The following is a 25,949-nucleotide window of genomic DNA, read 5'->3' as shown; positions in this document are numbered from 1 at the left end:
ATGCCGTTTTAGATATTACGTAGCAATATTACGTATAATTACGTATATATTTACTATTTTTATAAAAATAAATACGTAGTTTTGTTGTCATATTATTAATTATAGGTCTTAAAAATGAAAATTATGACAGTATCTATTCAACCAAAAGTAACATTAGTCGGCGCTGGCCCTGGTAGTAGTGACCTTATTACTTTAAGAGGGTTCAAGGCTTTACAGCAAGCATCAGTAGTTTTATATGATGCATTGATTAGCAATCAACTTTTAAATGAAATTGATGATAGTGTACCTAAAATATACGTAGGTAAACGTTGTAGTGAACATTCTTACACACAAGATGATATTAATAAACTAATTGTCGAAAACGCCTATACTTACGGACATGTAGTACGTTTAAAAGGAGGTGATCCTTTTGTTTTCGGAAGAGCAAGTGAAGAAATTGAATACGTAGAATCTTTTGGTATACCTATTACAGTAATTCCAGGTGTTACTAGTGCTGTAGCTGTACCAGCAAGTCAAGGTATTCCTGTTACAAGAAGAGGGATTAGTAGTAGTTTTTGGGTGATGACAGCAACAAAAAAAGATGGTTCTTTTTCAGATGATTTACAATTGGCTGCACAATCATCGGCAACTATGGTGATACTTATGGGTATTCGTAAGTTTAGCGAAATAGCCCAAGAAGTTTCAAAATACAGAAATACATTAACGCCATTTGCTATTATTCAAAACGGAACTTTAACAGCAGAAACATGTGTCACTGGCATGTTACAAAACTACACTAGTGTGCTAAATACCATTGATATAACTAAGCCAGGTGTAATTGTTATTGGTGATGTTGTTGCGGAACACCCATCTTTCTATGAAGAAGAAGTGCAACGTGTTTTAAATTCTAACCTTTAATTATTTCTATACATAATTTTCAAGCCGATATGGTCATTATTTTGGTTCTGCCTTGATCCAGATTTTGACCAATATATCGGTGGATTTATTTATTATTAGCTAAGTTTAATATTCCTAAGAATATTGAATTATATCTGTTTACTGTCTTCAATTATATTTTCAATAATATATGAGGTAGAAAACTAATATATAATTAAAATTACGTATAAATTTGTCTTTTTGTCTTTAAAAATAAGTATTTATACGTATTTATACGTATTTTTGATTCATATCAAGAAAGCTACATTAATTTCTTTAATTCAGACACTATGAAAAATTCTACCTCAGGAAAAGCCACAAAATTAAATTTAACTAATTTTAAAAGTATTCCGATTAGAACATTTTGGATTACCTCAATAGCATTTTTCTTATGCTTTTTTTCTTGGTTTGGAATTGTTCCTTTTATGCCAGATGTAGTTAAAGATTTAGGATTAACACCTTCGCAAAAATGGAACTCTATAATATTAGCCGTTTCAGGTACTGTATTTGCACGTTTATTAATAGGAAAATTATGTGATAAATATGGCCCAAGATTATGTTATACGTATTTACTTGTATTTGGTGCAATACCTGTAATATTATTAGGTTTTGTACAAACACCTTTACAGTTTTTAGTATGCAGGTTGTTTATAGGTTTTATAGGTGCATCATTTGTAATAACACAATTTCACACTTCAATAATGTTTGCCCCTAGTATCGTTGGTACTGCAAATGCTACCTCTGCAGGTTGGGGAAACCTTGGTGGTGGTGCAAACCGTTTAGGTATGCCTTTAATTGCGGCGGCTGTAGTAAGTTTTGGTGTTGCTGATAATATTGCTTGGCGATATTCAATGGTAATTGCAGGTGTTTTATGTTTTTGTATGGGACTTGTTTATTATTTTTTCACTCAAGATACTCCTGAAGGGAATTATAAAGAACTAAAAGAGAAAGGTGAAATGCCAATTTTAAAAAAGGACGAAGTTTCATTTACTAGTACTTTAAAAGATTACAGAGTTTGGATTTTATTTTTAGTTTACGCTTCATGCTTTGGTATTGAACTTACGGTTTACGGTACTATGGATGATTACCTTCAAAATAGATTTGGTTTGGAGCGTACTTTTGCTGGTAATCTAGTCCTTTCATTTGCTTTAATGAACATATTTGCTAGAACACTAGGTGGCTACTTCGGAGATGTCTTCGGAAAGATGAAAGGGCTAAGAGGTAGAGTTATATTCTTAGCAGTAATGTTAGCTATTGAAGGTGTTGTGTTGGCTGTTTTTTCAACTACAACAAGTTTGGTTGTAGGAATGATATTTTTAATACTCTTTAGCTTATCTGTACAAATGGCTGAAGGAGCAACTTTTTCAGTAGTGCCTTTTATAAATAAAAAAGCCATTGGATCTATTTCAGGTATTGTTGGCGCAGGTGGTAACGTTGGTGCTTTTTTAGCAGCTATTTTATTAAAATCGAAATCTGCAGTTGCTGAAAGTGCTGCTATTTCTGCTAATAATGCTTTGGGTGAAGAAGCTATAAAAACAGCTCAAACAGTTGCTTCAGCAACAGCTGTTTCTAGTGGTTACTTTGTAATTGGTGGTTGTATATTGCTAGCATCACTATTATCATTAGCAATTAAATTTGCAGTATCTGAGGAAAAAGTAGAAGAAGAAAATTTAAACATGCAATTGGCAGATAAATAACAAAATATATTTGAGAACTTCAGTCCAACATACTATTAATTCGAACGCTAGAAAATTTTCAATTAAAGGAGTTTCTTGTGGTACTTGTGTGAATGATACTTGTTTAATTAAAAAAAATCTATCAACACCATCTGTCTTTGATTTTTCACATAAAAAAACTGAAATTAGATGTAGAAAGGGACAGCAATTTATTATTGAAGGTGCGCCCGTAAACGGACTCTTTTTTATTTTAAAAGGTAAAGTAAAAGTTTTTAGAACAGGAATTAATGGCCGTGAACAAATTGTAAGGTTTGCAAACGAAGGAGAAATAATCGGACATAGAGGTTTTGGTACAGAGGAGTATTACTCAATTGGTGCCATTGCATTAGAAGATACAGTGCTTTGCTATTTTTCAAAAGCTATTTTACAAGAGGTACTTAAAACTGATCCAAGTTTTACGTATGACCTAATGTTATTTTATGCAAACGAATTAAATAAGAGTGAAGCTAAAGTTAAAACTATTTCACAAATGACCGTTCGTGAGCGTATAGTTGATACCTTATTATATATACATAGAAAATTCAATACTAAAAATGATTTTCTAAACTTACCACTTAGTAGAAAGGAGTATGCAGATTATGCGGGCACCACAGAGGAGCAAGTTATTCGAATTTTTTCTGCTTTAAAAAAAGAAAACCTTATTAGTGCAAAAGGTAAAAAAATAAGTATTGTGAACTTAGCACTACTTAAACAAGAGATTTCAGAGCACAATTACTACTTAGACAGTTAATTTTCTTGATATGTTATTTCAAGTAATTTTTTCCTTGCCATCTAATTATAGTTACTTATTTAATTATGAGTATAATTGTTCAACCCTAAATCTTGTAGATTAATATAGGTGATTTCTTGTGAGTACTATTTTGAAAGCTCAAATTATACCTCGATGGAGGGAAAGATCCATTTGGTAATGGCAAAAATTATTCAGGGCTTTCTAATTTGGAATAGCTATAACTTTAGAAAAATAACTTCTTTCTAAAAGTATATAGGTTTCTGTTTCCTCAGAAATTATTTTTAGTAAACTTTTTTATAAATACGTACTCATATGATTTAAGTAAGTGCTACTACGTATTATATTTAATAAATTGAATTTTAATAAGTTACATCTTAAATATGTTTTTTAGCAGTTTTACTAATGGTGTAAAAAGATGTTTAGTTATGTGCAATTTCATAAAATGAAATGAAGACTACTTATATATTTGCTACGAATAAGTATTAATACGTAGAACACTTAAATTAATAACCATGAAAAACGTACTTAAAAAATTTACCTTTTCATTTTTTACAGCGCTTCTTTTAAGCGCATGTGGAGGGAAAGAAAAGAAAGCAAAGGAAGTAGCTTCTGAACCACAAGAAATTGCAACCCTTGAAATTGAAAAGCCACAATTAACATTTGGTTTTATTAAGTTAACAGATATGGCACCTTTAGCCATTGCAAAAGAAAAAGGGTTTTTTGAAGAAGAAGGTCTTTATGTTTCTGTTGAAGCACAATCAAACTGGAAAAATGTTTTAGATCGTGTAATTGATGGTCAATTAGATGGCTCACATATGTTAGCAGGACAACCAATTGCAGCGGGCGCTGGTTTTGGTAGACAAGCAGAACTTGTAACTCCTTTTTCTATGGATTTAAACGGGAACGGTATTACTGTTTCAAATGATGTTTGGTCTAAAATGAAGCCTAATGTTCCTACAGGAGATGATGGTAAGCCAGTTCATCCAATTAAGGCAGATGCTTTAAAACCAGTAGTTACGGAGTATAAAAATAGTGGTAAGCCTTTTAAAATGGGAATGGTTTTCCCTGTATCAACACACAATTATGAAATTAGATATTGGTTAGCAGCTGCGGGTATTCACCCAGGTATGTATACGGCTGATAATGTTCAAGGTCAAATTGATGCTGAAGTATTGTTATCAGTTACGCCTCCACCACAAATGCCAGCTACTCTAGAGTCAGGTACTATTTACGGGTATTGTGTAGGTGAACCTTGGAACCAACAAGCGGTATTTAAAGGTATTGGTGTTCCTGTTGTTACAAATTATGACATCTGGAAAAATAACCCAGAAAAAGTATTTGTAATGACTAAAAAGTTTGTTGAAGAGAACCCTAATACAGCTGTAGCAGTTACAAAAGCATTAATACGTGCAGGTAAGTGGTTAGATGAACCATCAAACAGAGCTGAAGCTGTAAAAATATTATCGATGTCTCAATACGTAGGTGCACCAGAAGAAGTATTAGCAAATTCCATGACAGGTACTTTTGAGTTTGAAAAAGGTGATAAACGTGATATGCCAGACTTTAATGTTTTTTATAAGTATAACGCAACATATCCTTTTTATTCTGATGGTATTTGGTTCTTAACACAAATGCGTAGATGGGGGCAAATTCCTGAAGCTAAATCTGCTGATTGGTATGAAACAACTATCAAAGATATTTATAGACCAGATGTATGGAAAAAAGCGGCAGATTTATTAGTTGCTGAAGGTAAAATACCAGAGTCAGATATTCCTGATACTGATGGTTATAAACCAGCATCTGCAGACTTTATTGACGGTACAAGTTATGATGCTAAAGATCCAATTGGGTATATCAATAGCTTTTCTATTGGTAATAAAGATTAAAGTTTAGTTATCGCTTAACAACCTAAAAAGCAAAGCAAAATGAAACAGGAAATTACATTAAAAACAGAAAGTCAAGCACCTAATATTATGAAGCCAATAACTGAATTTTTAAAGTTGAAATTAGGGAAAGTCAATTTTTTAGGCGGTTTTAAAAAAACCGGTATTACAATTCTTTCTATCCTATTATTCATAGGCTTATGGCATTTAGGTTCTAAAGCGCTATACAATAAAGAAGCTGATTATAAAGTTGAAAAAGCACTTACAGAACAAGGGCAAGCAGCGGCTGATGCAGAGCGTGCTTGTATTGAGTCTGGTGAAAGTGGGTGTCAACCAAATACTTTGCCTTCACCAACACAAGTATGGGCATCATTACAATCTTTAATAGCAGATCATTATATTATTAAAGAGAAAAAAGATGCTTTTGCAACCAAAATGGAAGCAACAAACCAAAAATTGATAGCAAAAGGTAAAGCCCCAATAGTTTACACAGGTAGAGCATCATTTATTGATACGGTACTAACAAGTATTAAAACGGTATTTGCGGGCTTTTTGTTAGCCTTATTAATTGCAGTTCCAATAGGTATAATTATAGGTTTAAGTCCAACTCTTAAAAGCGCTTTCAATTGGTTTATTCAAATTTTTAAGCCAGTTTCTCCAGTAGTTTGGTACTTACTTGTGTTTATGATTGTAAAAACTATCTACATAGGTAAAAGCTCTGATAATGCTTTTGTTATTTCATTTATAAGTGTTGGTTTATGTGCCATGTGGGCAACATTAGTTAACACAGCAATGGGTGTAGCTTCGGTTGATAAAGATTATATAAATGTAGCTAAAGTTTTAAAGCTTGGTACTTTTCAAAAAGTATTCAAAGTAATATTACCATCATCATTACCGCTGATTTTCACAGGTCTACGTATTACTTTATCTGTAGCTTGGATGGTATTAATTGCAATTGAATTACTTGCACAAAGTCCTGGTTTAGGTTTGTTCGTTTGGGAAGAATTCCAAAACGGAGCAAACGATTCAAATTCAAAAATAATCGTTGCCATGTTCGTGATTGGTATTATAGGTTTTCTGTTAGATAGGTTAATGCTAACAGTACAACAAATGGTATCATTTAACAAGAATGAAGGAATTTAATCTAAATATTAAAACTCTATAACATGGCATATTTAGAACTAAAAAATGTTTGTAAAACATACGGAACAGGAAAAGATAGTACAGAGGTATTGTCTAATATCAATCTTACTATTGAAGAGGGTGAATTTGTTGCGATAGTTGGCTTTACAGGTAGTGGCAAAACTACTCTAGTAAATTTAATTAACGGACTTATAAAACCAACAAGTGGTGAAGTTTTATTTAAAGGCGAACCAGTTGTAGATACAAGCCATGAACGTGGTGTAATTTTTCAAAATTACTCTTTATTACCATGGTTAACTGTAGGTCAAAATGTTGCAATGGCAGTTACTGAAGCTTTCCCAAAAGAGAGTAAATCAGAAATAATGGAGCGTGTAAAAAGCTTCGTTGAAATGGTGGGGCTTTCACATGCAATTAATAAAAGACCAAAAGAATTATCTGGTGGAATGCGCCAACGTGTTGCAGTGGCAAGAGCATTGGCAATGAAACCAGAAATGATTATTATGGATGAACCTTTAGGAGCGTTAGATGCATTGACAAGAGGTAATTTACAAGATGAAATATTAAACATCTGGAATCAAGATAAACGTACAGCATTACTTATTACGAATGATGTTGATGAAGGTATTTATATGGCAGATAGAATCATTCCTTTAAAGCCAGGGCCAAACGCCACATTAGGGCCAGAATTCAAAATAGAGATTGACCGTCCTCGTGATAAAACTGCTTTGAATGACAATGAAAACTTCATGAAAACTAGAAATGAAATTATCGCTTATTTAATGACTATTGGTGACGAAAGAAAATCGGTTTCAGAAGTAGAATATGTATTGCCAGATTTAGAACCAAAAAGCTTTGTAGGATCACTTTAAATCAATTTACGATATGAACACAAGTACTATAAAAAACACCAATACTTATTCAGAAAATGGAATTGTATTTCCGTCAAAAGTAATGCTTGACCTTAAAGATTTGAAAAAGGTGTACCCTACTCCAAAAGGTGACTATGTAGTTTTAGAAAACTTGAACCTTCAAATTATGAAGGAAGAGTTTGTAACTATCATTGGGCATTCAGGTTGTGGAAAAACAACAATGTTATCAATGATTGCGGGTTTAAACCCAATATCTGGAGGAAATATTGCTGTGCTTGGTAACCCGGTAAAAGGTCCGGGGCCAGATCGTGGTGTAATTTTTCAATCGCCAAGTTTAATGCCTTGGATGACAGCATTGCAAAATGTGTTATTAGGTGTAAACCAAGTATTCCCTCATGCTACAAAAGCACAAAGAACTGATATTGCTAAGTATTATTTACACAAAGTAGGTTTAGATGGTGCTTTTCATAAAAAAGCAAATGAATTATCTCAAGGAATGCAACAACGTGTAGGTATCGCAAGAGCCTTCGCTATAAAACCTAAAGTATTATTATTAGATGAGCCTTTTGGAATGCTCGATTCTTTAACGCGTGGTGAACTTCAAGATATTCTAATTGAAATATGGAATAAAGAAAAAATCACAGCTGTCATGATTACCCATGATGTTGATGAAGCTATTTTTTTAGCAGACCGCGTAGTAATGATGACTAGTGGACCAAAAGCAAAAATTGGGGATGTTCTAAACATAGATTTTGAAAGACCAAGAACTAGAAAAGCAGTACTTGATCACCCTGATTATTATACTTATAGAAAACACTTAATTGATTTTCTAGAACACTAAAAAACAAAAAAACAACTAAATTTTTTTAAAATGAAAAAACTGAACTTATTAATCGCAGTTGCTTTATTCTCTGTTCAATTTATTAATGCACAAATTACTATTGATGGAGAATTTAGACCAAGAACAGAATACCGCCATGGATATGGTAATGTAATTGCTGACGGCGCAGATGCTGGTTTTGCAACATCAACAAGAGCAAGACTTAATTTTGGCTACCAAGATGAATCTTATAAGGTTTATGTGAGTTTACAAGATGTTATGGTTTGGGGTGAGAATAGACAAATTCTTCCAGATGATGAAAATAATTCATTTGCAGTGTTTGAAGCATGGGCAGATATTAAATTAGGTGAAGGTTTTTCTACAAAATTAGGTAGACAAGTAATTTCATATGACGATCAAAGAATATTTGGAGGTTTAAATTGGGCACAACAAGGTAGAAACCATGATGCTGCATTACTTAAATATAAAAAAGGTAAATTTCTTTTTGACTTAGGTTTAGCATTTAATCAAGATTTTGATAACCCTGCAGGTTTTCAATCTGTTGGAACAGAATATACAACAACAGGTTTTTTCTCATATAAAGCAATGCAATACATTTATATGAAACAAAGTTGGGATGCTTTTTCAGGTAGTTTGTTAGTTTTAAATAATGGTTTTCAAGCTTATGAAGAAGATGGTTTAACACCTGATGGTGTAAATAGTTTACAAACTATTGGTACACATTTAAACTATAAAAAAGGAAGCTTAGGTTTAGCAGGTAACTTTTTTGTACAAACTGGTGAGAGACAAGGTGGTTTAAAAGTAAAAGGCGCATATTTAGCAAGTTTAGATTTAACGTATAAAGCTTCAAGTAAAGTTGCTTTAGGTTTGGGTACTGAAATTATTAGTGGAAATGATGGTGATGCTGGTGAAACAGGTGCGTTCTTTCCCTTATATGGTACAAACCACAAGTTTAACGGGTTTATGGATTATTTCTACGTAGGTAATCATGCAAATTCAATCGGTTTATTTGATGTTCATGCAAGTGCTAAGTTTACTTTAAATGAAACTTCAAGCTTATTAGTAAAAGCATTAAACTTTAGTGGAGAACAAGAATTAGCAAGTGGAGAAAAATCATTAGGTACAGAAGTTGATTTAGTTTATGCAAAGAAATTTAAAGGTTTCGGACTTGCAATAGGTTATTCTCAAATGTTTGCTAGTGATGGTATGTATGAATTAAAAGGTACTACTGCTGCTGCAGCAGCTGGTGGACAAAACTGGGCATGGGCAATGTTAACCATCAAGCCAAAGTTTTTAAACACAGCTAAATAAGAACTTATATTTAGTTTTCTATTCAGCCATCATAATTACTTTTATAAGTAATTGTGGTGGTTTTTTCTTTTTATTAATTTAAAATTCTATTAATTATTATTTAATTTACAAAAAATAATTTCGTTATTTATTATTAAATAATCGACGAAATGACAAAAACTATTTTTTTAAAGAGATTTATTGCGCTACTGATTGTAACAGGTCTACTTACAGGCTGTACAAATAATGATGAAGAAAATTATTATGATGATTCAGAAACTACTTCGACAACAACCGAAGGTTTAATAATTACGGGTTCATTATCTACAACTTTGTATTTGTATGACAACGAGGGGTATTTTAAACATAATCATACGGCAAAGGGAGTAGAAGGTTTTATTGAAGATTTTGAAGACGCAACAAAATCAAGCTACAGTGAAGCCGATATTACTATTGAAAATTCAGGTAGTTGGAACCTTTCGGATGCCTTAATTGGATCATTATCTAATGATAGAAAATACGGTTCTAAATCAGTAAGGATAAGAAATACTGGGCATTTACTAATGAATTTTGATATGACTGATGGTGTTGAGTCATTAAGTATTAGGCATGCAGTCTATGGTTCAGACGGTTCTTCAACATGGCAATTAGTTGTTTCGTATGATAGTGGTGATACATGGTTAACACTTGGAGATATAATAACATCTAGTTCAACAACTTTAAACACGGTTACTTATGATGTGGATGAATTTGAAAGTGTACGTTATGGAATTATAAAATTATCAGGAAGTTCAAATAGAATAAATTTTGATAATATTGAAATGAGCGTTTCTACATCTTCTGAAGATTCAACTATTGCGACAAAAGATAGTAATATAACTTTTGGAAACCCTTCTAACGCAAGTACAGACTCAGATAATTATTATCTTGATAATACAGATTATGTTTTATCATATAATAATTCTAAAGGAACTGCAAATTGGGTAAGTTGGCATTTAAGTACAGCCTGGACGGGTAGTTCAGATAGATGCAATTGTTTTAAACAAGATGCATCATTACCAAGCAACTTTTTTACTGCATCAACTTCAAATTATACAAATACTGGTTTTGATAGAGGTCACCTTTGCCCTTCAGCTGATAGAAATGGTGATGATGACTCAAATGAAAACACATATTATATGACAAATATTGTACCTCAATCTCCAGATAATAACCAAGGTATATGGGCTAATTTTGAGGATTATTTAAGAGAGGTTATTGATGAAGGTCATGAGGTACACATTATAGCAGGAGTTATAGGTGTTGGTGGTACAGGTTCAAACGGTTCTTTTGATTATATTTATGAAGATAATATTACGGTTCCTGAAACTTTTTGGAAAGTAGCCTTAATATTACCAAATGGTTCTAATGATATTAATCGGGTAACAACAGCAACACGTATGATTGCTATTAGTGTGCCTAATGATCAAAATATAAGTAGTGATTGGACAGAATTTGGAACATCAGTTGATGATATAGAAGCAATTACCGGATATGATTTTTTTGAAAATATTCCTGATTCTATTGAAAACACTATAGAGTCTATTGTAGACACTAGTACTTCAATATAATAACTTTTTAATTAAACTCTTTTCTTGCCTAAATTAGCAATAAAAGAGTTTAATTTTTATTAGAAAAATACGTATTTTAACTACGTATTTTTTATTTTATATTTGTATAAATATTTATTTTTTAATGAAAACCACAAAAATTGTTTTAGCAGATGATCATTCTTTAGTTAGAGATGGAATAAGAGCTTTACTTGAAGAGGAAGAAGATTTAGTAGTTGTAGCTGAGGTTTCTAATGGAAAGGAAGCTATAGATATGGTAAATGAAAAAAAACCAGATCTTTTAATTATTGATATTCGAATGCCAGTAATGAATGGTATTGATGCAGTTAGTATGCTAAACAAACAAGGTACAAATGTCAAGGCAATTATACTTTCAATGCATGATTCTGAAGAGTATATATTAAAATCAGTAAGTGCAGGTGCTAGTGGTTATTTACTAAAAGATACTGGTAAAATAGAGTTTATTAAAGCTATACGTACGGTACAGCAGGGTGGTAAGTATTTTAGTGGTGATATTTCAAATGTACTTGTAAATAACCTCTTAAATGGAGGTAAAAGTGTAGATAAACCATCAAAACCTGCAAAAAATAGCGATAATCCTTTTGATTTAACGGGTAAAGAACTTCAAATCCTAGAATTGATACTTTCTGGTTTAACAAACAAACAAATTTCTGAACAATTAGAAAATAGTAAGCGTACTGTTGAAACACATCGTTTTAATTTAATGCGTAAAATGGAAGTTAAAAACCTTATCGATTTATCTAAAAAAGCACAAGAGTTTAACTTGGTTTAAACTTTAATCCTCTTTTAGCTTGTTAATTATTTTGCTGATGTTCTTTTCTTCAAAAAAACTTATACATTTTAATGCGAACTTGATGAATATTGATTTAGGGTTTTTTAAAATTGTCGCAAATTTATAAACTATAAAATCAAGGTTGCTTATTGCCTCTGGTAACTGCTCATCGTCCAATGTCCATAAATAGTTAGTGCTATTCCATGATTGCTCCCTAGCTTTTCGCATGCTAAAATCTATAATTTGCTCATCAGTATTTTTTATAAGCATATCAAGTATAAATAGTAATGGAGAAACCCTGCTTAATCGGTTTTGCATTTCATTAGTAATATTAAATAAGATATCATTTACTTTATTAAAATCGTTTTCTATATCACTAATATCTTTACCTTTCATAGTTGCGGCAGTTGCAATACCAAGGTCTAAATTTATATGGGCATTTACTCCCAATAAAATATGTTGTATTATACTTAGTTTTTCATCTGCACTTACAAAAGAGTAAGCCCAACATTTACTTACGGGTTTGCCAGCTTTATAATCGTGGTAGGCATCAATGTAAAGATTAGCGAATGCAACATCCATACGTTGTAATTGTTCATTATTCTCAAAACTACCTAGTTCAACTTCTTTAAGTATTTCAGCAGTAGTTCTTCTGTATAAATATGCAAAAAAGCCTAACCGACTGTTAGTTACAATTGATTCTTCGATAATTTCATCTAAAGCAACTAATACTTCTTTAATGGTGGTTGGTTTATTCATTTTCAGTTTTGTAGCTATTTTCCTTATTGGCAATTTAACTTTAAAAAGTCTTTTTTGAAAATAGGAATGAATGTTTTTAAAGCCATTTATTTATCATACTAGTAAAACTAACGGTTAATAATTATTAAATTTTAACTACGTATTTATACGTATTTTTGTATCTTTCGAATGTTAATTTTGATACATCAAGTATTTAGTGGAATAATCATGCAAAAAAATACAACACATAAATCAATTTGTTCTTACTGCGGCGTAGGTTGTGGTATTTTGGTTGATAAAGATTCAAAAGGGAATATTAGTGTAGAAGGAGATCCTGATTATCCCGTAAATACGGGTATGCTTTGTTCTAAAGGTAAAAACTTAAATTACGTAGCTCAAGATACAACTGATCGTATTTTATACCCTGAAATGCGTTGGAGTAGAAATCACCCAATGCAACGTATTAGTTGGGATACCGCTTTTGATAGAGCAGCAGCAGTTTTTAAAACAATTATAGACAAACATGGACCAGATAGTGTAGGTTTTTATGTGTCTGGACAATGTTTAACTGAAGAGTATTACTTAGCGAACAAAATTATAAAAGGTTTTATTGGTAGTAATAATATTGATACCAATTCAAGACTTTGCATGAGTTCAGCAGTAGTTGGGTATAAAAAAACGGTTGGTGAAGATTCTGTTCCAATTGCTTATGCTGATATTGAATTAGCAGATTGTTTTTTAATTGCAGGTGCAAACCCAGCTTGGTGTCACCCTATTTTATTCAGAAGATTAGAAAAACATAAAGAAGAAAACCCAAATGTAAAAATAATAGTAGTAGACCCTCGAAAAACACAAACCTGTGCTTCGGCAGATTTGCATTTGCAAATATTACCAGGTACTGATGTTATTCTGTTTAATGCTATTGCACGTGTTTTAATAGACAAGAAGAAAATAGATAAAAATTTCATTAAAAAACATACTGTAAATTTTGAAGCATGTAAAGAAAGTGCTTTTCAATTAACGGTTCGTCAAGCAGCAGAAAAATGTGGTATTCCTGCCGATGAAATTAAAAAAGCAGCACAATATATTGGTAATGCTAAAGGCTTTATTAGTATGTGGACAATGGGGCTCAACCAAAGTGTTATTGGGGTTTCAAAAAATGTTGCATTATTAAACATATCATTAATTACGGGTCAAATAGGTAAACCCGGTGCAGGTCCCTTTTCATTAACTGGACAGCCAAATGCGATGGGTGGTAGAGAAGTAGGTGGTATGGCTAATTTACTTGCTGCACATAAAAATTTAGACAACCCAGAACATAGAAAAGAAGTTTCAGATTTTTGGGGAGGTAAATCTATTCAGGAGAAGCCTGGCTATACAGCAACAGAAATGTTTGATGCGCTTGATGAAGGCAAATTAAAAGCAATTTGGATTATATGTACTAACCCGGCAGTAAGCATGCCTAATGTTAATAAGGTAGAACGAGCATTAAAAAAAGCAAGCTTTGTAGTGGTTCAAGATATTTCTTATAATTCTGAAACCACAAAATTCGCCGATTTATTACTACCAGCAGCTGGTTGGTTAGAAAAAGAAGGTACAATGACTAACTCTGAACGCAGAATTAGTTATTTACCAAAAGTTATTGATGCTCCGGGTGAGGCTTTGCCTGACGTTGAAATATTATGGCGTTTTGCTCAAGCTATGGGTTTTGAAGGTTTTGATTATAATAATGCGAGTGAAGTTTATGATGAACATTGTTTATTAACTAAAGATACCAATATTGATATCACTGGTTTATCTTATGACAGATTGAAAAATGAAGGAAGTTTCCAATGGCCCGTGCCACATGCAACGCATCCAGGGACACCACGACTTTTTAATGATAAAATATTTTTCACACCAGATACAAAAGTACATTTTAATGCACCCACTGCACTATATAACAAATCGGAAGAAACAAATGTTGATTATCCTTTAGTGCTAAATACGGGGAGAGTACGTGATCAATGGCATACGCGTACAAAAACAGGTAAAGTAAAACGATTGCTTACGCATATTCCTGACCCTTATTTAGAAATGAATAGGGTTGATGCTTATTTGAGAAATTTAAGTGAGGGTGATATTGCAGTTATAAAAAGCCGAAGAGGTCAAGTACAAGTTAAGGTTACTATTAATTTTGATATTAGAGAACGTGTAGTTTTCTTACCAATGCATTGGGGTAAAGTACTGAATAATGATTTTGGTAGGGCTAATAATTTAACCAATGATATTGTAGACCCAGTATCAAAAGAGCCAGATTTTAAATACTGTGCTGTACAAGTTGAAAAATTTGAGAAACCAAAACAAAAAATTATCATCATTGGTGCTGGTGCTGCAGCATATAGGTTTATTCAATCGTATAGAGAGAAAAATAAAGTTGATGAGTTGCATGTTTTTTCAAAAGAAAAAGATCCTTTTTATAACCGTGTACTGTTGCCAGAATACGTAAGTGATGAGCTTTCTTGGGAAGCTTTAGAAAAACTAAAAAAAGGGGAGTTAAATAAGCTTGATGTTGAACTGCATTCCGGAATAGGAATTTCAAAAGTTAATGATGAAGAAAAAACGGTAACTGATGAAAACGGTGAAGTGCATTCTTTTAATTTATTAATGATGGCTACCGGTAGCCGTGCCTTTGTGCCTAGTGATGTGCAAATAAATTTGCCAGGTCGTTTTACTATGCGCGAACGAGGTGATGCAGATAAACTTAAAAAATACCTACATGAAACTGGCCTGCCAAATGAAGAGCAACATGTGGTTATTGTTGGTGGTGGTTTGTTAGGTTTAGAACTTGCAGCAGCTTTAAAAAAGATACATGTTAATATTAGTATCATACAGAGAGCTCCAAGATTAATGGAGCGTCAGTTAGATAGTGTAGCAAGTAGATTATTAGCTGAAGATGTTGCTGAACGAGGTATAAACTTATATTTTGATAACGAGGTTAGTACTGTTTTTGAAGAGCGAACAAGCAATCATACTTTGTTAGTAAATTTAAAAACAGGAAAGACGATAAAATGTAATGCTATTGTTTATGCGATTGGTACAAGACCAAATATTGAAATAGCAAAACAGACCAATTTAAAAACAAGGCGAGGCGTTGTTGTAAATTCATATTTACAAACTTCAAACCCTTCAATTTTTGCATTAGGTGAAATAGCCGAATTTAATAATTCACTTTTTGGAATTACATCAGCAGCAGAGCAACAAGCAGATATTGCGGCTAATTATATTTTAGGTGATTTTAGCAGTATTTATAGTGGATCTGTTCTAATGAATATTTTAAAGTTTGAAAACTTAGACTTGTGTAGTATTGGTATGGTAAATTCTCCACAAGGAGATTCTAGCTATGAAGAAATTATATTAATGGATGTTAGTAAGCGTTTTTATAAAAAATGTATCGTAAAAGATGATACACTTAAAGGCGCTATTTTAATGGGTGATAAAAATGAATTTGCTGAATTTAAACGCCTAATTGAAGAAGAGATTGAACTATCAGAGAAAAGAAATGAATTACTTAGAGGAGCTTCTAATACAGCGCCAATGAAAGGGAAGCTAATTTGCTCTTGCAGTCAAGTTGGTGAAGGTAATGTGATAGAGGCTATACAAGGTGGATGTAGCGATTTTACTAAGTTATGCTCAGAAACTGGCGGTGGTTTAGGTTGTGGTAGCTGTAAACCCGAAATAAAAGAAATACTTCACAATCAATTGCAACTTACTAAATAAACTGTGCTATTATGAATGATGATTTACATAGAATTTTAATAAAAGGTGGAGTTACTTCACCAGGTGAATTGAAAGATATTATTATTATGCTTGAGACAGCAGGTCTTAAAGAAGTTTATTTTGGTTCTCGTCAAGATTTTCTTTTTCCGCTAAATGATAAGAGTAAAGAGGAGCAGTTAGAAAGTATTTCTAAATTTAATACGGATATAGTTAGTGAACGATCGTATCAAAATATAGTATCATCTTACGTTTGTGCTGATATTTTTGATATGACCTATTGGTTAAAAGGGTCAACGTATTTATACATTCTTGAAGGTTTTGATTATCTACCTCATTTAAAAATTAATATTACAGATCCAAAACAACGTTTGGTGCCAATCTTTAATGGTAATTTAAATTTTATAGCATCAGAAAGTGAAGATTATTGGTATTTGAATGTAAAATTACCACACTGGAAAGAGGCTGCGAATTATCCTGTTTTGGTTTATAGTTGGGATATAAATACGATATCAAAAACTATTGAAGATATTTACGAAGATGTTCAAGATATAGATGAATTATTTTTTATTCTAAATAAAAATTTATCTACAAATAATAAAACGATGGAAAAGGAATTAGAAGTGCCATACCTTACTTTTCCGTATTATGAAGGTGTAAATAGAATGGGCTTAGACCAGTATTGGTTAGGTTTATATTGGCGGAATAATAATTATGATTTAAGCTTTTTAAAAGAGTTTTGTGGTTTTTGTTTAGATAATAGTATTGGTAAAATATGCATAACACCTTGGAAATCGTTTATAGTTAAAGGTGTTAAAAAGCAATGTCGTCAAGATTTAGAAAAATTCTTAGGGCAATGGGGAATAAACATTCGTCATTCGCAATTAGAAATGAATTGGCATGTTCCTGTTGATGACAAAGAGGCACTTGAATTGAAAAAGTTTTTGGTTTTAAGTTTTGATCAGAATGATATAAGTACTTACGGTCTTACTTTTGGTTTAAGTAATGATACCGGTAAGCGTTCTCATTTTGCTTCAGTAATTGTTGAAAAGAATACGCCACCTAAAATTGTAAAAGATTTTGCTGTTCGCCCAACATATAATGTACTCCATTTTAAAAATTTTGATCCGAATACGCAGGTTTATGAAGCTTACGCTCATGATGTTGATAAAATTGAATTACCAGGTTTATTAATGGAGCTCAGTAAAAAGTATTTTGAACAGTTAGGTAGAATAGAAATTATAAGCGATGAGAATGTTAAAGATGTTGATGTTGATGTAAGAGCAGTACACCAATGTTTGTCATGTTTTACCGTTTATGATGAAACTTATGGTGACGAAAAATCTAATATTAGTCCGGGTACAAAATTTGAAAAATTATCTGATAGTTATTCTTGCCCTGTATGCGAGGCACCCAAATCTAACTTTGAAAAAAAAGAATTACAGTTTTCTTAATCATAAATTATCGCTATATTTTCATTAAAAAAAGCTTAAAAAAATAATTTAAAGTAAGTTTGTTTTAATTGAGTGGAGATATTGGGAGTATGTTGGGAAAGGTAAACGTAATTAAAAACCAAAAACTATTAATTAATTTATTAATTGGTTTAGGTTTACTTTCAATACCTATTGTAACCTCACCCGATATTAATTCAGATGTAGCGTTATTCAGTATACAACCATTCCAAAGAAATTTTTTAAGTTATTCACTATTAACGTTTTTCTTTTTCTTTAGTTATTACATTATAATTCCTAATTTTTACTTTAAGAAAAAATGGTACCTTTTTACGCTGTTCTTAGTATTGGGTTATTTATTGGTTATTGAATTCCCTCAAGTTGTGATTGACGATTCAGATTTTACAAATGGGTTTCATATGCGAGATAGGCCACATAAAACTCAGGATGGTTTTAGTTTTTTCAGCATATTAGCATCAAGTCAAAATCATTTTTTACAATATATAGGCATCTTCTTTTTGTCTTTATTTTTGAGGGTAAATGAACGTTTGTATAAAACAGCTAATGATAAACTTCTAGCAGAAATTTCATATTTAAAATCTCAAATAAATCCTCATTTTTTATTTAATACCTTAAACAGCCTGTATGCTTTATCATTATCGAAATCAAAAAAAGCACCTGAAGCAATTTTAAAATTATCTAATCTGATGCGTTATGTTGTTGCAGAAAGCAATCAGCAGTATATAAGTTTAGGTCAAGAAGTCAATTATATTAAAGATTTTATAGATCTCCAAAAATTAAGGTTGACTGATAAAACTAATTTGAAAACACATTTTGAAGGAGACTTTGAAAAATATAATATAACACCTCTTGTTTTAATTTGCATTATAGAAAATGCTTTTAAATATGGTTCAGATGTTGAAAACAGCTCAAATATTACAATAAGTATGGTTGTTGTTGGTAGTAAATTGAATTTAGAAGTAACGAACACGATTGTTAATTTAAAAGAAAATTCAATACAATCAACAGAGCGTGGAATACAAAATACTAGAAAACAATTAGATCTGTTTTATGAAAATGACTATATATTAAATATTAAAAATGGTTTAAAAACATATACCGTTAACCTGCAAATAAAGTTAAGATGATAACAGCAATTGCCATAGATGATGAACCCTTAGCATTAGAAGTTATTAAAATCTATTGCGACTCAATAGCTGAGGTTAATTTGGTTAAAACATTTACAAGTCATAATAAAGCCAAGCTTTTCTTAAATAAATTTCCTGTAGATGTTATTTTTTTAGATGTTGAAATGCCTAAGAATAATGGTTTTGATTTTTATAAATCTTTAAATTGTGACTCTAAAGTAGTTTTTACAACAGCTTTTGATAAATATGCAGTTGAAGGTTTTAATGTTGATGCTGTAGACTATTTGCTTAAACCTTTTTCTTTAGATCGTTTTAAAAAAGCTGTAAATAGAATATGTAATTTAATAAAGTCTGAATTAGATAGTGTTGAGAAAAATACTCATTTGGCCATTAGGGCAGATTATAAATTAAACCGTATACCATTAAAGCAAATCGTTTACCTTGAAGCAATGAATGATTACGTGAAAATTTACATAAAAAATGAAACGACTATAGTTGCCAGAGCAACCATGAAAAGCATACTTCATAAACTTCCAGCGGATAATTTTGTAAGAATTCATAAATCTTTTATAGTTTCAAGAAAATGGGTTAAAACGGTAAGTGCAACAGATATTCATATTGAAGATGAGAAATTACCCATAGGTAATAGCTATAAAAAACATTTGTCAACTTTTTTTAATTAGTACTTATCGCAAAGTTTTAAGGGTTTATCTCATTTTTTTCAATCTTTTAAATTCTCAAACTAGTTTTATGATTTAATAGAAAAAAACTAGAAAATGATAATTCAAAAATTTAATTACGTATTATTTTTATTCATTTCAGCTTTATTACTATCATGTGGTTCAGATGACACTTCTGATGATACAGATGTAGACGTTGATGATGACACTACAACCACAACAGAATGTACAACCGATGGTACAGTTGACCAATCAACAGATACTGAAATTGAAACAATGAGAGCTGCAGTAGTAAGCTTTAGAGCTTCACTTTCTGAATCACTTTTAGAAGATGTATCCACTTGTTTAGATAATGAAAGATTTTATTTGTGGCATAATACGCCAGCAAATGATGATAATAGAGATGGTATTACTTATGGAGAATTAACTGATACGCAGTTAAGTGATTTTAAAGAAATTTTACAATTGTTTTTAAGTACTCAAGGCTACCAAAAAGTGTATGAAATTACAGAACTATCAGAAGGGTGGTTAAGTGAAGTAAGTAGTGATACCTGGAACCCAGAATATTATTCAATCGATATGTTTGGAGACCCAGAAACTAGTGGTTCATGGGGTTTTCAATTAGATGGTCACCATTGTGCAGTTAATTTTTTAGTTCACGGTGATAATGTTTCAATTGTTCCTGCTTTTTTAGGTGGTGAACCTGCAGCAGATACTTATAATGGAGAAGATTTTGATATTTTTTCTGATGAAAGAGATTTAGCTTTAGACTTATATAATAGTTTAGATGACGATGAGCTTGCCTCAGCAGCGACTACATCGACGTCACATTCTCTTGAGGTTGGTGCGGCCGATCAAAATGGTGATCCAGATCCGTATATTGGTACTTATGATTATTCAGGTTTTGCAACAGGGTTAAAATATTCTGATATGTCAGCTACTGCACAAGCTAACCTACTTTTAGTTATGGAAGAGTATGTTTATAATATGACAGATACATTTGCTGATGTTTGGTGGACCGATATAATGGAGAATATTGATGATACGTATTTTGTTTGGATAAACGATCAAGATACATCACCTACAGCAACATCAGAGTTTTATTATAGAATTTATAACCCTTATTTATGGGCAGAATTTAATACAGAGGGCTCAACTGGTGCAAATGCAAACACTATTGAAGATTATAATCACATTCATACCATAACACGTATACCAAATAATCCTGAAACAGATAATGGAGGTGATTATGGTATTTTTGCTTATATGATTAATCAAGATGGTCCAAAAACTCTTTTTGAACATTATGCAATGGCAGATCACCATAAAAATAGTGAAGTGAATTTTGATTATACCCTTAAAAACTTATTTTAATTATCAAATAGATTGTAGTGTTTTTTTAATATTTAAGTTTTAAAGCTGGAGTTGAATTTTAGTATTCAATTCTAGCTTTTTATTTTAAAATACATTCAGATAAAAATTTGAATAATTGCGCTAAAGTAGAATTGTTGTAGTTTTCGCTACAATTCAGTAACTTTACGAACTTATTTATCGTTTAAATACATTTTTTTCAACTAAAAAGACGCTGTATTATATATAGATAAAAAGTAGGGAACATAACGTAATTTTTTTATTCATCCAATTTCTTCACATATGTCAACAAATAATAAGTCGGTAATAGATTTAAATGGAAACAAAGATGAGCAAAATGGCTCAAAGATTGATTTAATAAAAAACATCATCTTTGGAGAAGATATAAAAGCATATAACTCTGAATTTGAGCTTCTTAAGGCTGATATACTTGAGAAGAAAAAAATATTACATGAACTTATTGAAGAAGTTAAGACAGATTTAAATACTGCAATTGATTCTGTCTCAACTGATGTGAATATTAGAATTACTGCTTTAGAAGAAAAACTTGAAGATAGAATTGAGCAGATTGATGATGAGAAGTTAGATAAAAATATGCTTGGTAATCTACTAATCGAGTTAGGAGAAAAAGTAACAAAAAAGTAGTTTTAAAAGCTGTTTATGATGGTTGAAAAAGACAAAGTCGAGCTTTTAAGGGACATTTTGTTTACTGATGACCGCGTATTCGTACAAAAAATTGCTGATCGTATAGGTGTTATTGAGCAAACGATTGAAGAAAAAGATAAACTTTCTGAAAAAGTAGATCCTATTATATCAAAACAATTAGATGATTTCGTTGAAGAAATACCTACAAAATTAGGCCCTGCAATTACAGCTACATTAAAAGAAGAGATTCGAAAAAACAAAGAAGAAATTGTTGATGCATTATATCCAATTTTGGGTAAAATGATTAAAAAATATATTGCTCAAGAAATTAAAATGCTTTCCAACAAGATTAGCAAACAATTATCAGCAAAAAGATGGAATATTAAATTTAAATCATGGTTTAGTGGCGTAAAAGAGGAAGAGATTATAATAAGTAATCTTTCTGTTTCAACCATTGAACAAGTTTTATTAATAGAAAGAGGTTCTGGGATATTAGCAGCTAGTTACTCAAAAACAAAAACTATTGATGAAGATATGATTTCAGGGATGCTTACTGCTATCAAAGGTTTTGTAGAAGATGCTTTTGGACAGAAAAATCAAAATTTAGAATTAATAGAGTACGAATTATATAATATTCACCTTCAAAGTTTTGTATCGTATTATGTTGCTGTAGTAATATCTGGTAATTATTCATTAGAGGCAAAAGATAAAGTGCAAGATTTAATATTTGATTTTTATGATGATTTTATGGGTAAAAATTTAGATTCGTTATTTTCTTCTGATGGTAATGAAAAGAAAGAAAAAGTGAGTAGAGCTTCATTAGAAAAACAATTAAATAAAAAATTCGAAAATGCAATTATCTAAAAAAATTGTAGTGCTAGGGCATTTCGGAGTTGGTAAAACATCGTTAATTAGAAGGTTTGTTGAAAACAGCTTTTCTGATAACTATAAAGTATCAATTGGCGTACACATCACAAAAAAAGTTGTGGAGTTTGAAGTTGAAGATACCATGTCTTTAATTTTATGGGATCTTGAAGGTACTGACGAAATTAAAACTATTCGTGATGCGTACTTATTAGGTACACATGGTGTTGTTTTTGTATTTGATGTAACACGACCGTCAACTTTTCAATCTCTAAATACTGATTTAGAGATTATAAAATCAAAGTTACCAACAACGCCACTTTTTGTAGTAGGTAACAAAGTAGATTTGGTAGTGGTTTCAGAATTAGAAACCCTTTTTAAAGAGAATAATATCAAGACCAATTTTTTAACAAGTGCAAAAACTGGTGATACGGTTAATGATATGTTTTTTGAATTAGCAAAGTTGATAAAATAATATGCTTAAAAAATTTCAACAAGAATATGCTACTAAAAATGTTCAGTTTATATTAACTGATTTTGAAGGTACAATATTAGAGTCTGACCAAGCTTTTTTGGCTATAAAATCCAATTCTCATTTAATAGATATTCATCCATTTTTTGAATGTTTTATTTCGATAAAGGATACTTTAGAAGACGAGATAGTTTTTAATTGTGTACATATTGTTGTTGATAATAATGAGTATGTTACTGATATTCAATTTTCAAAAAAAGATGTTGGTTTCTTAGTTGTTATTTCTGATTATACATCGCATTACATTGCTTATCAGGCCATAGCACAAACTAGAAATGAATCTATCATTAATGGGGAATTAATTACTATAAAAAACGCAGAGCTAGAAGAAAGAGAGCGCTTTAAAAATCTTTTTATTCGAAATTTTAGTCATGAATTGCGTAATCCGCTAACGAGTATTATTTCTATTACAAAAATCATTTCAAGTACAAGTTTGACATCTGAGCAAGAAAATATGATTCAGTTTTTGCAAGAGTCAAATGCCAACCTTAAGCTTTTACTTGAAGATATTTTAAGTATAAGTATGATATCTTCAGGTAGATTAAAATTAAGTGAAAATGTATTTAGTCTTTCTCAGTTATTTGAACTTATAACATTTACCTATAATACTAAAACAGCCTCAAAGGGATTAAGTTTTGAAATTAATATTGATAAAAAAGCTCCTGATTATGTTGAGGGTGATCGATTGCGATTGTATCAAGTACTTACAAACCTTTTAGACAATGCACTCAAATATACTAATGAAGGAAAAATTACCTTAAACATAACCTTTAATCAGAAAAGAGCGAATAAAGTAAACATGCGTTTTGAAGTTCTTGATTCTGGTATTGGTATTTCAAAAGATAATTTTGAAACTATATTTGAAAGTTTTACACAATTAAAAACAGCAACTGAAAACCCAGGTAGTGGTTTAGGCTTATCAATAGTTAAAGGTTTATTAGATTTAATGAATAGTGAAATTAAAATATCTTCGTCTATAGGCGAAGGATCAAATTTTTATTTTGATATTAGTCTAAAGCAACCATTACAAACATCTACAAAGCCAATATTAAACACTAATAAAAAAAGCACTAAAAAAAGTTCAAAAAGAAAAACTGATAAAAAGTATAGAATATTATTAGCTGAAGATGATATTAATGTTCAAACAGTGCTTTTTAAGCTTTTATTAAATACAGGGTATTTTTATATAGACCTTGTTAATGATGGTGCTTTGGTAATGGAAAAGCTTATCAATGATGATTACGATTTAATATTAATGGATATTAACCTTCCTAATGTGATGGGAGATGAAGTAACACGATTAATAAGAGACTTCCCTTTTAAGAATATTAAGAAAATACCAATTATCGGTTTAACAGGTTATTCATTCGAAGATGACTTTGCTGGCTTTAAAAAAGCAGGTATGAATGCTGTTATCGCTAAACCTTTTGATGATCAAGACTTAATAGGTCTGATTTTTAAACACTTATAATTTGTAATCTTTTTTATTAAAAATAGGTATACATATAAAAAATGTAATCTTACTATTTTCTTTAAAAATTGCTTGATTCTAATCTCTTAATGTAGGAAAAAAACTACATTAATGTTTTTAAACGATTTTACGAAGCATTTCATCGAAGTTTTAAATTTGCCCTTTTATCCATAATCAAAATTGTAGTTAGCTCCATACATTTGAAGTGTTCTTAAGTATTAGAATAAATCAAAATGGAAATTTTGAGATAACTTTTTAAGAAATTAGAATATATGGACTTGTCATTTTGGGTTGAAGTTTTCTTTGTAATAAGTACACTATGCCTAATATTAACAATTTATATTTTAATATGTTCGCATTTAGTTAAGAAAAAAGTAAATAGAAAATCAGAGAATAAAAATATATGAAGCATTTATTATCGTCAATATGTATGGGTTTATTGTGTATCTCAGTTTGGATTCTAGCAGCCCCAATATTAACGAATACTAATAAAGATCAAATGATTCTTAAAGCTGATTTGGATAAAGAAGATTTAAATAAAGCGCAAAACAAACACTAACCATGTTATAAAAGTGCTAAATGATAACAGTGTGAATTGCTTAATGGTTGAATAAGCAGTTTGTTTGTTATGTTCCCCAAAGGGTATTTTGAGAGCAATTTCAAATACCCTTTTTTTATTTTAATAAAATAATTATTGCACCTATTGCAGTTAGCACTAAAATCATTTTTCTATAAAAATCATCTTTTATAATTTTCACAACTCTTACACCTATAAACAACCCAATGAATAATGCAGGTAGTAGTGTTAAATTAATACCAAGAGTGCTTAATGATACGGTCTTCCATATAAATATGTGACATAAAAGCTTAAATATATTTACAATAAAAAATATCCAGGCAGCAGTTCCTATAAATTGATTTTTAGGTAAACGTAATGCTAAAAAAAAGATATTAGCAAAAGCACCTGCTAAGTTACCTATCATAGTAGTTATGCCAGATAAAATTCCCATTGAGCCAGCAAATGCCCAATGGGTTGGCACTTTTATAGATTTTCGACTGTCCCACCAAAACATCATTCCGGCACTTACTAAGATTATAGTGCTAATACCTATTTTAAACGTATGCTCATCTAAATCTTTTCCTATAAGTGCACCAAAGATAACCCCTAGTATCATCCAGGGTAAAAACCTTACTATATAATGCCATTGAGCATGGCGGTTGTAATAAATTACAGCGTAAATATCACCAACAATTAAAATTGGAACGATAAGCCCTGTTGATTCTTTTGCGCCAAAAGCAATTGCCATTAATGAAACAACAATAATAGCAATACCTTTTAAACCAGATTTTGATAAACCTAAAATAATAATAGCAATTACAGATAATATCCATGAAGTTGTAGATATGTCTGTGTAAATAAGTAGCAACAATAGATGTGTTTTGGTAGCTTACTATATATAAGGTAAACCAATTAATTAATTTG

The 25,949-nt window shown here is 31.0% G+C and carries 21 protein-coding genes; 19 read left to right on the top strand and 2 right to left on the bottom strand.

Annotated features, from left to right (window positions below):
- The first annotated feature begins 123 nt into the window (after positions 1-123).
- The 10 genes from cobA to KO500_RS05265 all read left to right on the top strand — a co-directional run bounded on the left by cobA (position 124) and on the right by KO500_RS05265 (position 11,810).
- Positions 124-897 (top strand): uroporphyrinogen-III C-methyltransferase, encoded by a 774-nt coding sequence (cobA, locus tag KO500_RS05310; protein ID WP_215955461.1) that lies wholly within the window; start codon positions 124-126, stop codon positions 895-897.
- A gap of 308 nt (positions 898-1,205) precedes the next feature.
- Positions 1,206-2,612 (top strand): MFS transporter, encoded by a 1,407-nt coding sequence (locus KO500_RS05305; protein ID WP_215955460.1) that lies wholly within the window; start codon positions 1,206-1,208, stop codon positions 2,610-2,612.
- A gap of 10 nt (positions 2,613-2,622) precedes the next feature.
- Positions 2,623-3,381, top strand: a complete 759-nt coding sequence (locus KO500_RS05300) for a Crp/Fnr family transcriptional regulator (protein ID WP_252732427.1) — start codon at positions 2,623-2,625, stop codon at positions 3,379-3,381.
- A gap of 512 nt (positions 3,382-3,893) precedes the next feature.
- A complete protein-coding gene (locus KO500_RS05295) occupies positions 3,894-5,267 on the top strand; it encodes a CmpA/NrtA family ABC transporter substrate-binding protein (protein ID WP_215955459.1) in 1,374 nt (457 codons plus the stop codon).
- A 39-nt stretch (positions 5,268-5,306) separates the two neighbouring features.
- Positions 5,307-6,407 (top strand): ABC transporter permease, encoded by a 1,101-nt coding sequence (locus KO500_RS05290; protein WP_215955458.1) that lies wholly within the window; start codon positions 5,307-5,309, stop codon positions 6,405-6,407.
- Between the two features lie 23 nt (positions 6,408-6,430).
- Complete coding sequence (locus tag KO500_RS05285; protein WP_215955457.1) at positions 6,431-7,276, top strand: ABC transporter ATP-binding protein; 846 nt, start codon at positions 6,431-6,433, stop codon at positions 7,274-7,276.
- A gap of 13 nt (positions 7,277-7,289) precedes the next feature.
- Positions 7,290-8,117, top strand: a complete 828-nt coding sequence (locus KO500_RS05280) for an ABC transporter ATP-binding protein (protein ID WP_215955456.1) — start codon at positions 7,290-7,292, stop codon at positions 8,115-8,117.
- A 30-nt stretch (positions 8,118-8,147) separates the two neighbouring features.
- A complete protein-coding gene (locus KO500_RS05275) occupies positions 8,148-9,428 on the top strand; it encodes an alginate export family protein (RefSeq protein WP_215955455.1) in 1,281 nt (426 codons plus the stop codon).
- Positions 9,429-9,577: 149 nt separating this feature from the next.
- Positions 9,578-11,017, top strand: coding sequence for a DNA/RNA non-specific endonuclease (locus KO500_RS05270; protein WP_215955454.1), 1,440 nt, complete (start codon positions 9,578-9,580; stop codon positions 11,015-11,017).
- Between the two features lie 124 nt (positions 11,018-11,141).
- On the top strand, positions 11,142-11,810 hold the full coding sequence (locus KO500_RS05265) for a response regulator transcription factor (protein WP_215955453.1): 669 nt from the start codon (positions 11,142-11,144) through the stop codon (positions 11,808-11,810).
- Positions 11,811-11,813: 3 nt separating this feature from the next.
- On the opposite strand, the gene KO500_RS05260 is transcribed toward KO500_RS05265, so the two are convergent.
- Positions 11,814-12,569: a DUF5995 family protein gene (locus tag KO500_RS05260; protein ID WP_215955452.1), complete on the bottom strand. Its 756-nt coding sequence runs from the start codon at positions 12,567-12,569 to the stop codon at positions 11,814-11,816.
- A gap of 207 nt (positions 12,570-12,776) precedes the next feature.
- On the opposite strand from KO500_RS05260, the gene KO500_RS05255 reads away from it, so the two are divergent.
- From KO500_RS05255 to KO500_RS05215, 9 genes are all read left to right on the top strand, one after another.
- Positions 12,777-16,307, top strand: a complete 3,531-nt coding sequence (locus tag KO500_RS05255; protein WP_215955451.1) for a nitrate reductase — start codon at positions 12,777-12,779, stop codon at positions 16,305-16,307.
- Positions 16,308-16,318: 11 nt separating this feature from the next.
- Positions 16,319-17,758: a rubredoxin gene (locus tag KO500_RS05250; RefSeq protein WP_215955450.1), complete on the top strand. Its 1,440-nt coding sequence runs from the start codon at positions 16,319-16,321 to the stop codon at positions 17,756-17,758.
- 68 nt (positions 17,759-17,826) lie between these two features.
- Complete coding sequence (locus tag KO500_RS05245) at positions 17,827-18,903, top strand: sensor histidine kinase (RefSeq protein ID WP_215955449.1); 1,077 nt, start codon at positions 17,827-17,829, stop codon at positions 18,901-18,903.
- Positions 18,900-19,586: a LytR/AlgR family response regulator transcription factor gene (locus KO500_RS05240; RefSeq protein WP_215955448.1), complete on the top strand. Its 687-nt coding sequence runs from the start codon at positions 18,900-18,902 to the stop codon at positions 19,584-19,586. The genes KO500_RS05245 and KO500_RS05240 overlap by 4 nt, the downstream gene beginning before the upstream one ends.
- Before the next feature lie 93 nt (positions 19,587-19,679).
- Positions 19,680-20,957 carry a DUF3500 domain-containing protein gene (locus KO500_RS05235; RefSeq protein ID WP_215955447.1) on the top strand — a complete coding sequence of 426 codons (1,278 nt, stop codon included), beginning with the start codon at positions 19,680-19,682 and terminating at the stop codon, positions 20,955-20,957.
- Positions 20,958-21,236: 279 nt separating this feature from the next.
- The gene (locus KO500_RS05230) at positions 21,237-21,599 is read left to right on the top strand and encodes a fructose 1,6-bisphosphatase (protein ID WP_215955446.1); all 363 of its coding nucleotides are present in this window, start codon (positions 21,237-21,239) and stop codon (positions 21,597-21,599) included.
- 15 nt (positions 21,600-21,614) lie between these two features.
- Entirely contained in the window at positions 21,615-22,463 is an 849-nt protein-coding gene (locus tag KO500_RS05225) for a cell envelope biogenesis protein OmpA (protein ID WP_252732426.1), read from the top strand.
- The gene (locus tag KO500_RS05220) at positions 22,450-22,938 is read left to right on the top strand and encodes a Rab family GTPase (RefSeq protein ID WP_215955445.1); all 489 of its coding nucleotides are present in this window, start codon (positions 22,450-22,452) and stop codon (positions 22,936-22,938) included. Before KO500_RS05225 ends, KO500_RS05220 begins: the two co-directional genes overlap by 14 nt.
- A gap of 1 nt (position 22,939) precedes the next feature.
- Complete coding sequence (locus KO500_RS05215) at positions 22,940-24,466, top strand: hybrid sensor histidine kinase/response regulator (RefSeq protein ID WP_215955444.1); 1,527 nt, start codon at positions 22,940-22,942, stop codon at positions 24,464-24,466.
- Between the two features lie 674 nt (positions 24,467-25,140).
- Here KO500_RS05215 and KO500_RS05210 read toward each other — a convergent pair.
- Positions 25,141-25,896, bottom strand: a complete 756-nt coding sequence (locus tag KO500_RS05210) for a sulfite exporter TauE/SafE family protein (protein WP_215955443.1) — start codon at positions 25,894-25,896, stop codon at positions 25,141-25,143.
- Positions 25,897-25,949 lie beyond the last annotated feature (53 nt).

Source organism: Cellulophaga baltica, from assembly GCF_018861125.1.
GTDB classification, from domain to species: domain Bacteria; phylum Bacteroidota; class Bacteroidia; order Flavobacteriales; family Flavobacteriaceae; genus Cellulophaga; species Cellulophaga baltica_A.
Note: the sequence above shows the minus strand (reverse complement) of the source record. Positions and strands in the feature narration are given on the sequence as shown.

What these genes read in the sequence shown, in the direction of transcription:
- cobA (WP_215955461.1), top strand. Translation starts at nt 124, where the DNA reads ATGACAGTATCTATTCAACCAAAAGTAACATTAGTCGGCGCTGGCCCT.
- KO500_RS05305 (WP_215955460.1), top strand. Translation starts at nt 1,206, where the DNA reads ATGAAAAATTCTACCTCAGGAAAAGCCACAAAATTAAATTTAACTAAT.
- KO500_RS05295 (WP_215955459.1), top strand. Translation starts at nt 3,894, where the DNA reads ATGAAAAACGTACTTAAAAAATTTACCTTTTCATTTTTTACAGCGCTT.
- KO500_RS05290 (WP_215955458.1), top strand. Translation starts at nt 5,307, where the DNA reads ATGAAACAGGAAATTACATTAAAAACAGAAAGTCAAGCACCTAATATT.
- KO500_RS05285 (WP_215955457.1), top strand. Translation starts at nt 6,431, where the DNA reads ATGGCATATTTAGAACTAAAAAATGTTTGTAAAACATACGGAACAGGA.
- KO500_RS05280 (WP_215955456.1), top strand. Translation starts at nt 7,290, where the DNA reads ATGAACACAAGTACTATAAAAAACACCAATACTTATTCAGAAAATGGA.
- KO500_RS05275 (WP_215955455.1), top strand. Translation starts at nt 8,148, where the DNA reads ATGAAAAAACTGAACTTATTAATCGCAGTTGCTTTATTCTCTGTTCAA.
- KO500_RS05270 (WP_215955454.1), top strand. Translation starts at nt 9,578, where the DNA reads ATGACAAAAACTATTTTTTTAAAGAGATTTATTGCGCTACTGATTGTA.
- KO500_RS05265 (WP_215955453.1), top strand. Translation starts at nt 11,142, where the DNA reads ATGAAAACCACAAAAATTGTTTTAGCAGATGATCATTCTTTAGTTAGA.
- KO500_RS05260 (WP_215955452.1), bottom strand. Translation starts at nt 12,569, where the DNA reads ATGAATAAACCAACCACCATTAAAGAAGTATTAGTTGCTTTAGATGAA.
- KO500_RS05255 (WP_215955451.1), top strand. Translation starts at nt 12,777, where the DNA reads ATGCAAAAAAATACAACACATAAATCAATTTGTTCTTACTGCGGCGTA.
- KO500_RS05250 (WP_215955450.1), top strand. Translation starts at nt 16,319, where the DNA reads ATGAATGATGATTTACATAGAATTTTAATAAAAGGTGGAGTTACTTCA.
- KO500_RS05240 (WP_215955448.1), top strand. Translation starts at nt 18,900, where the DNA reads ATGATAACAGCAATTGCCATAGATGATGAACCCTTAGCATTAGAAGTT.
- KO500_RS05235 (WP_215955447.1), top strand. Translation starts at nt 19,680, where the DNA reads ATGATAATTCAAAAATTTAATTACGTATTATTTTTATTCATTTCAGCT.
- KO500_RS05230 (WP_215955446.1), top strand. Translation starts at nt 21,237, where the DNA reads ATGTCAACAAATAATAAGTCGGTAATAGATTTAAATGGAAACAAAGAT.
- KO500_RS05225 (WP_252732426.1), top strand. Translation starts at nt 21,615, where the DNA reads ATGATGGTTGAAAAAGACAAAGTCGAGCTTTTAAGGGACATTTTGTTT.
- KO500_RS05220 (WP_215955445.1), top strand. Translation starts at nt 22,450, where the DNA reads ATGCAATTATCTAAAAAAATTGTAGTGCTAGGGCATTTCGGAGTTGGT.
- KO500_RS05215 (WP_215955444.1), top strand. Translation starts at nt 22,940, where the DNA reads ATGCTTAAAAAATTTCAACAAGAATATGCTACTAAAAATGTTCAGTTT.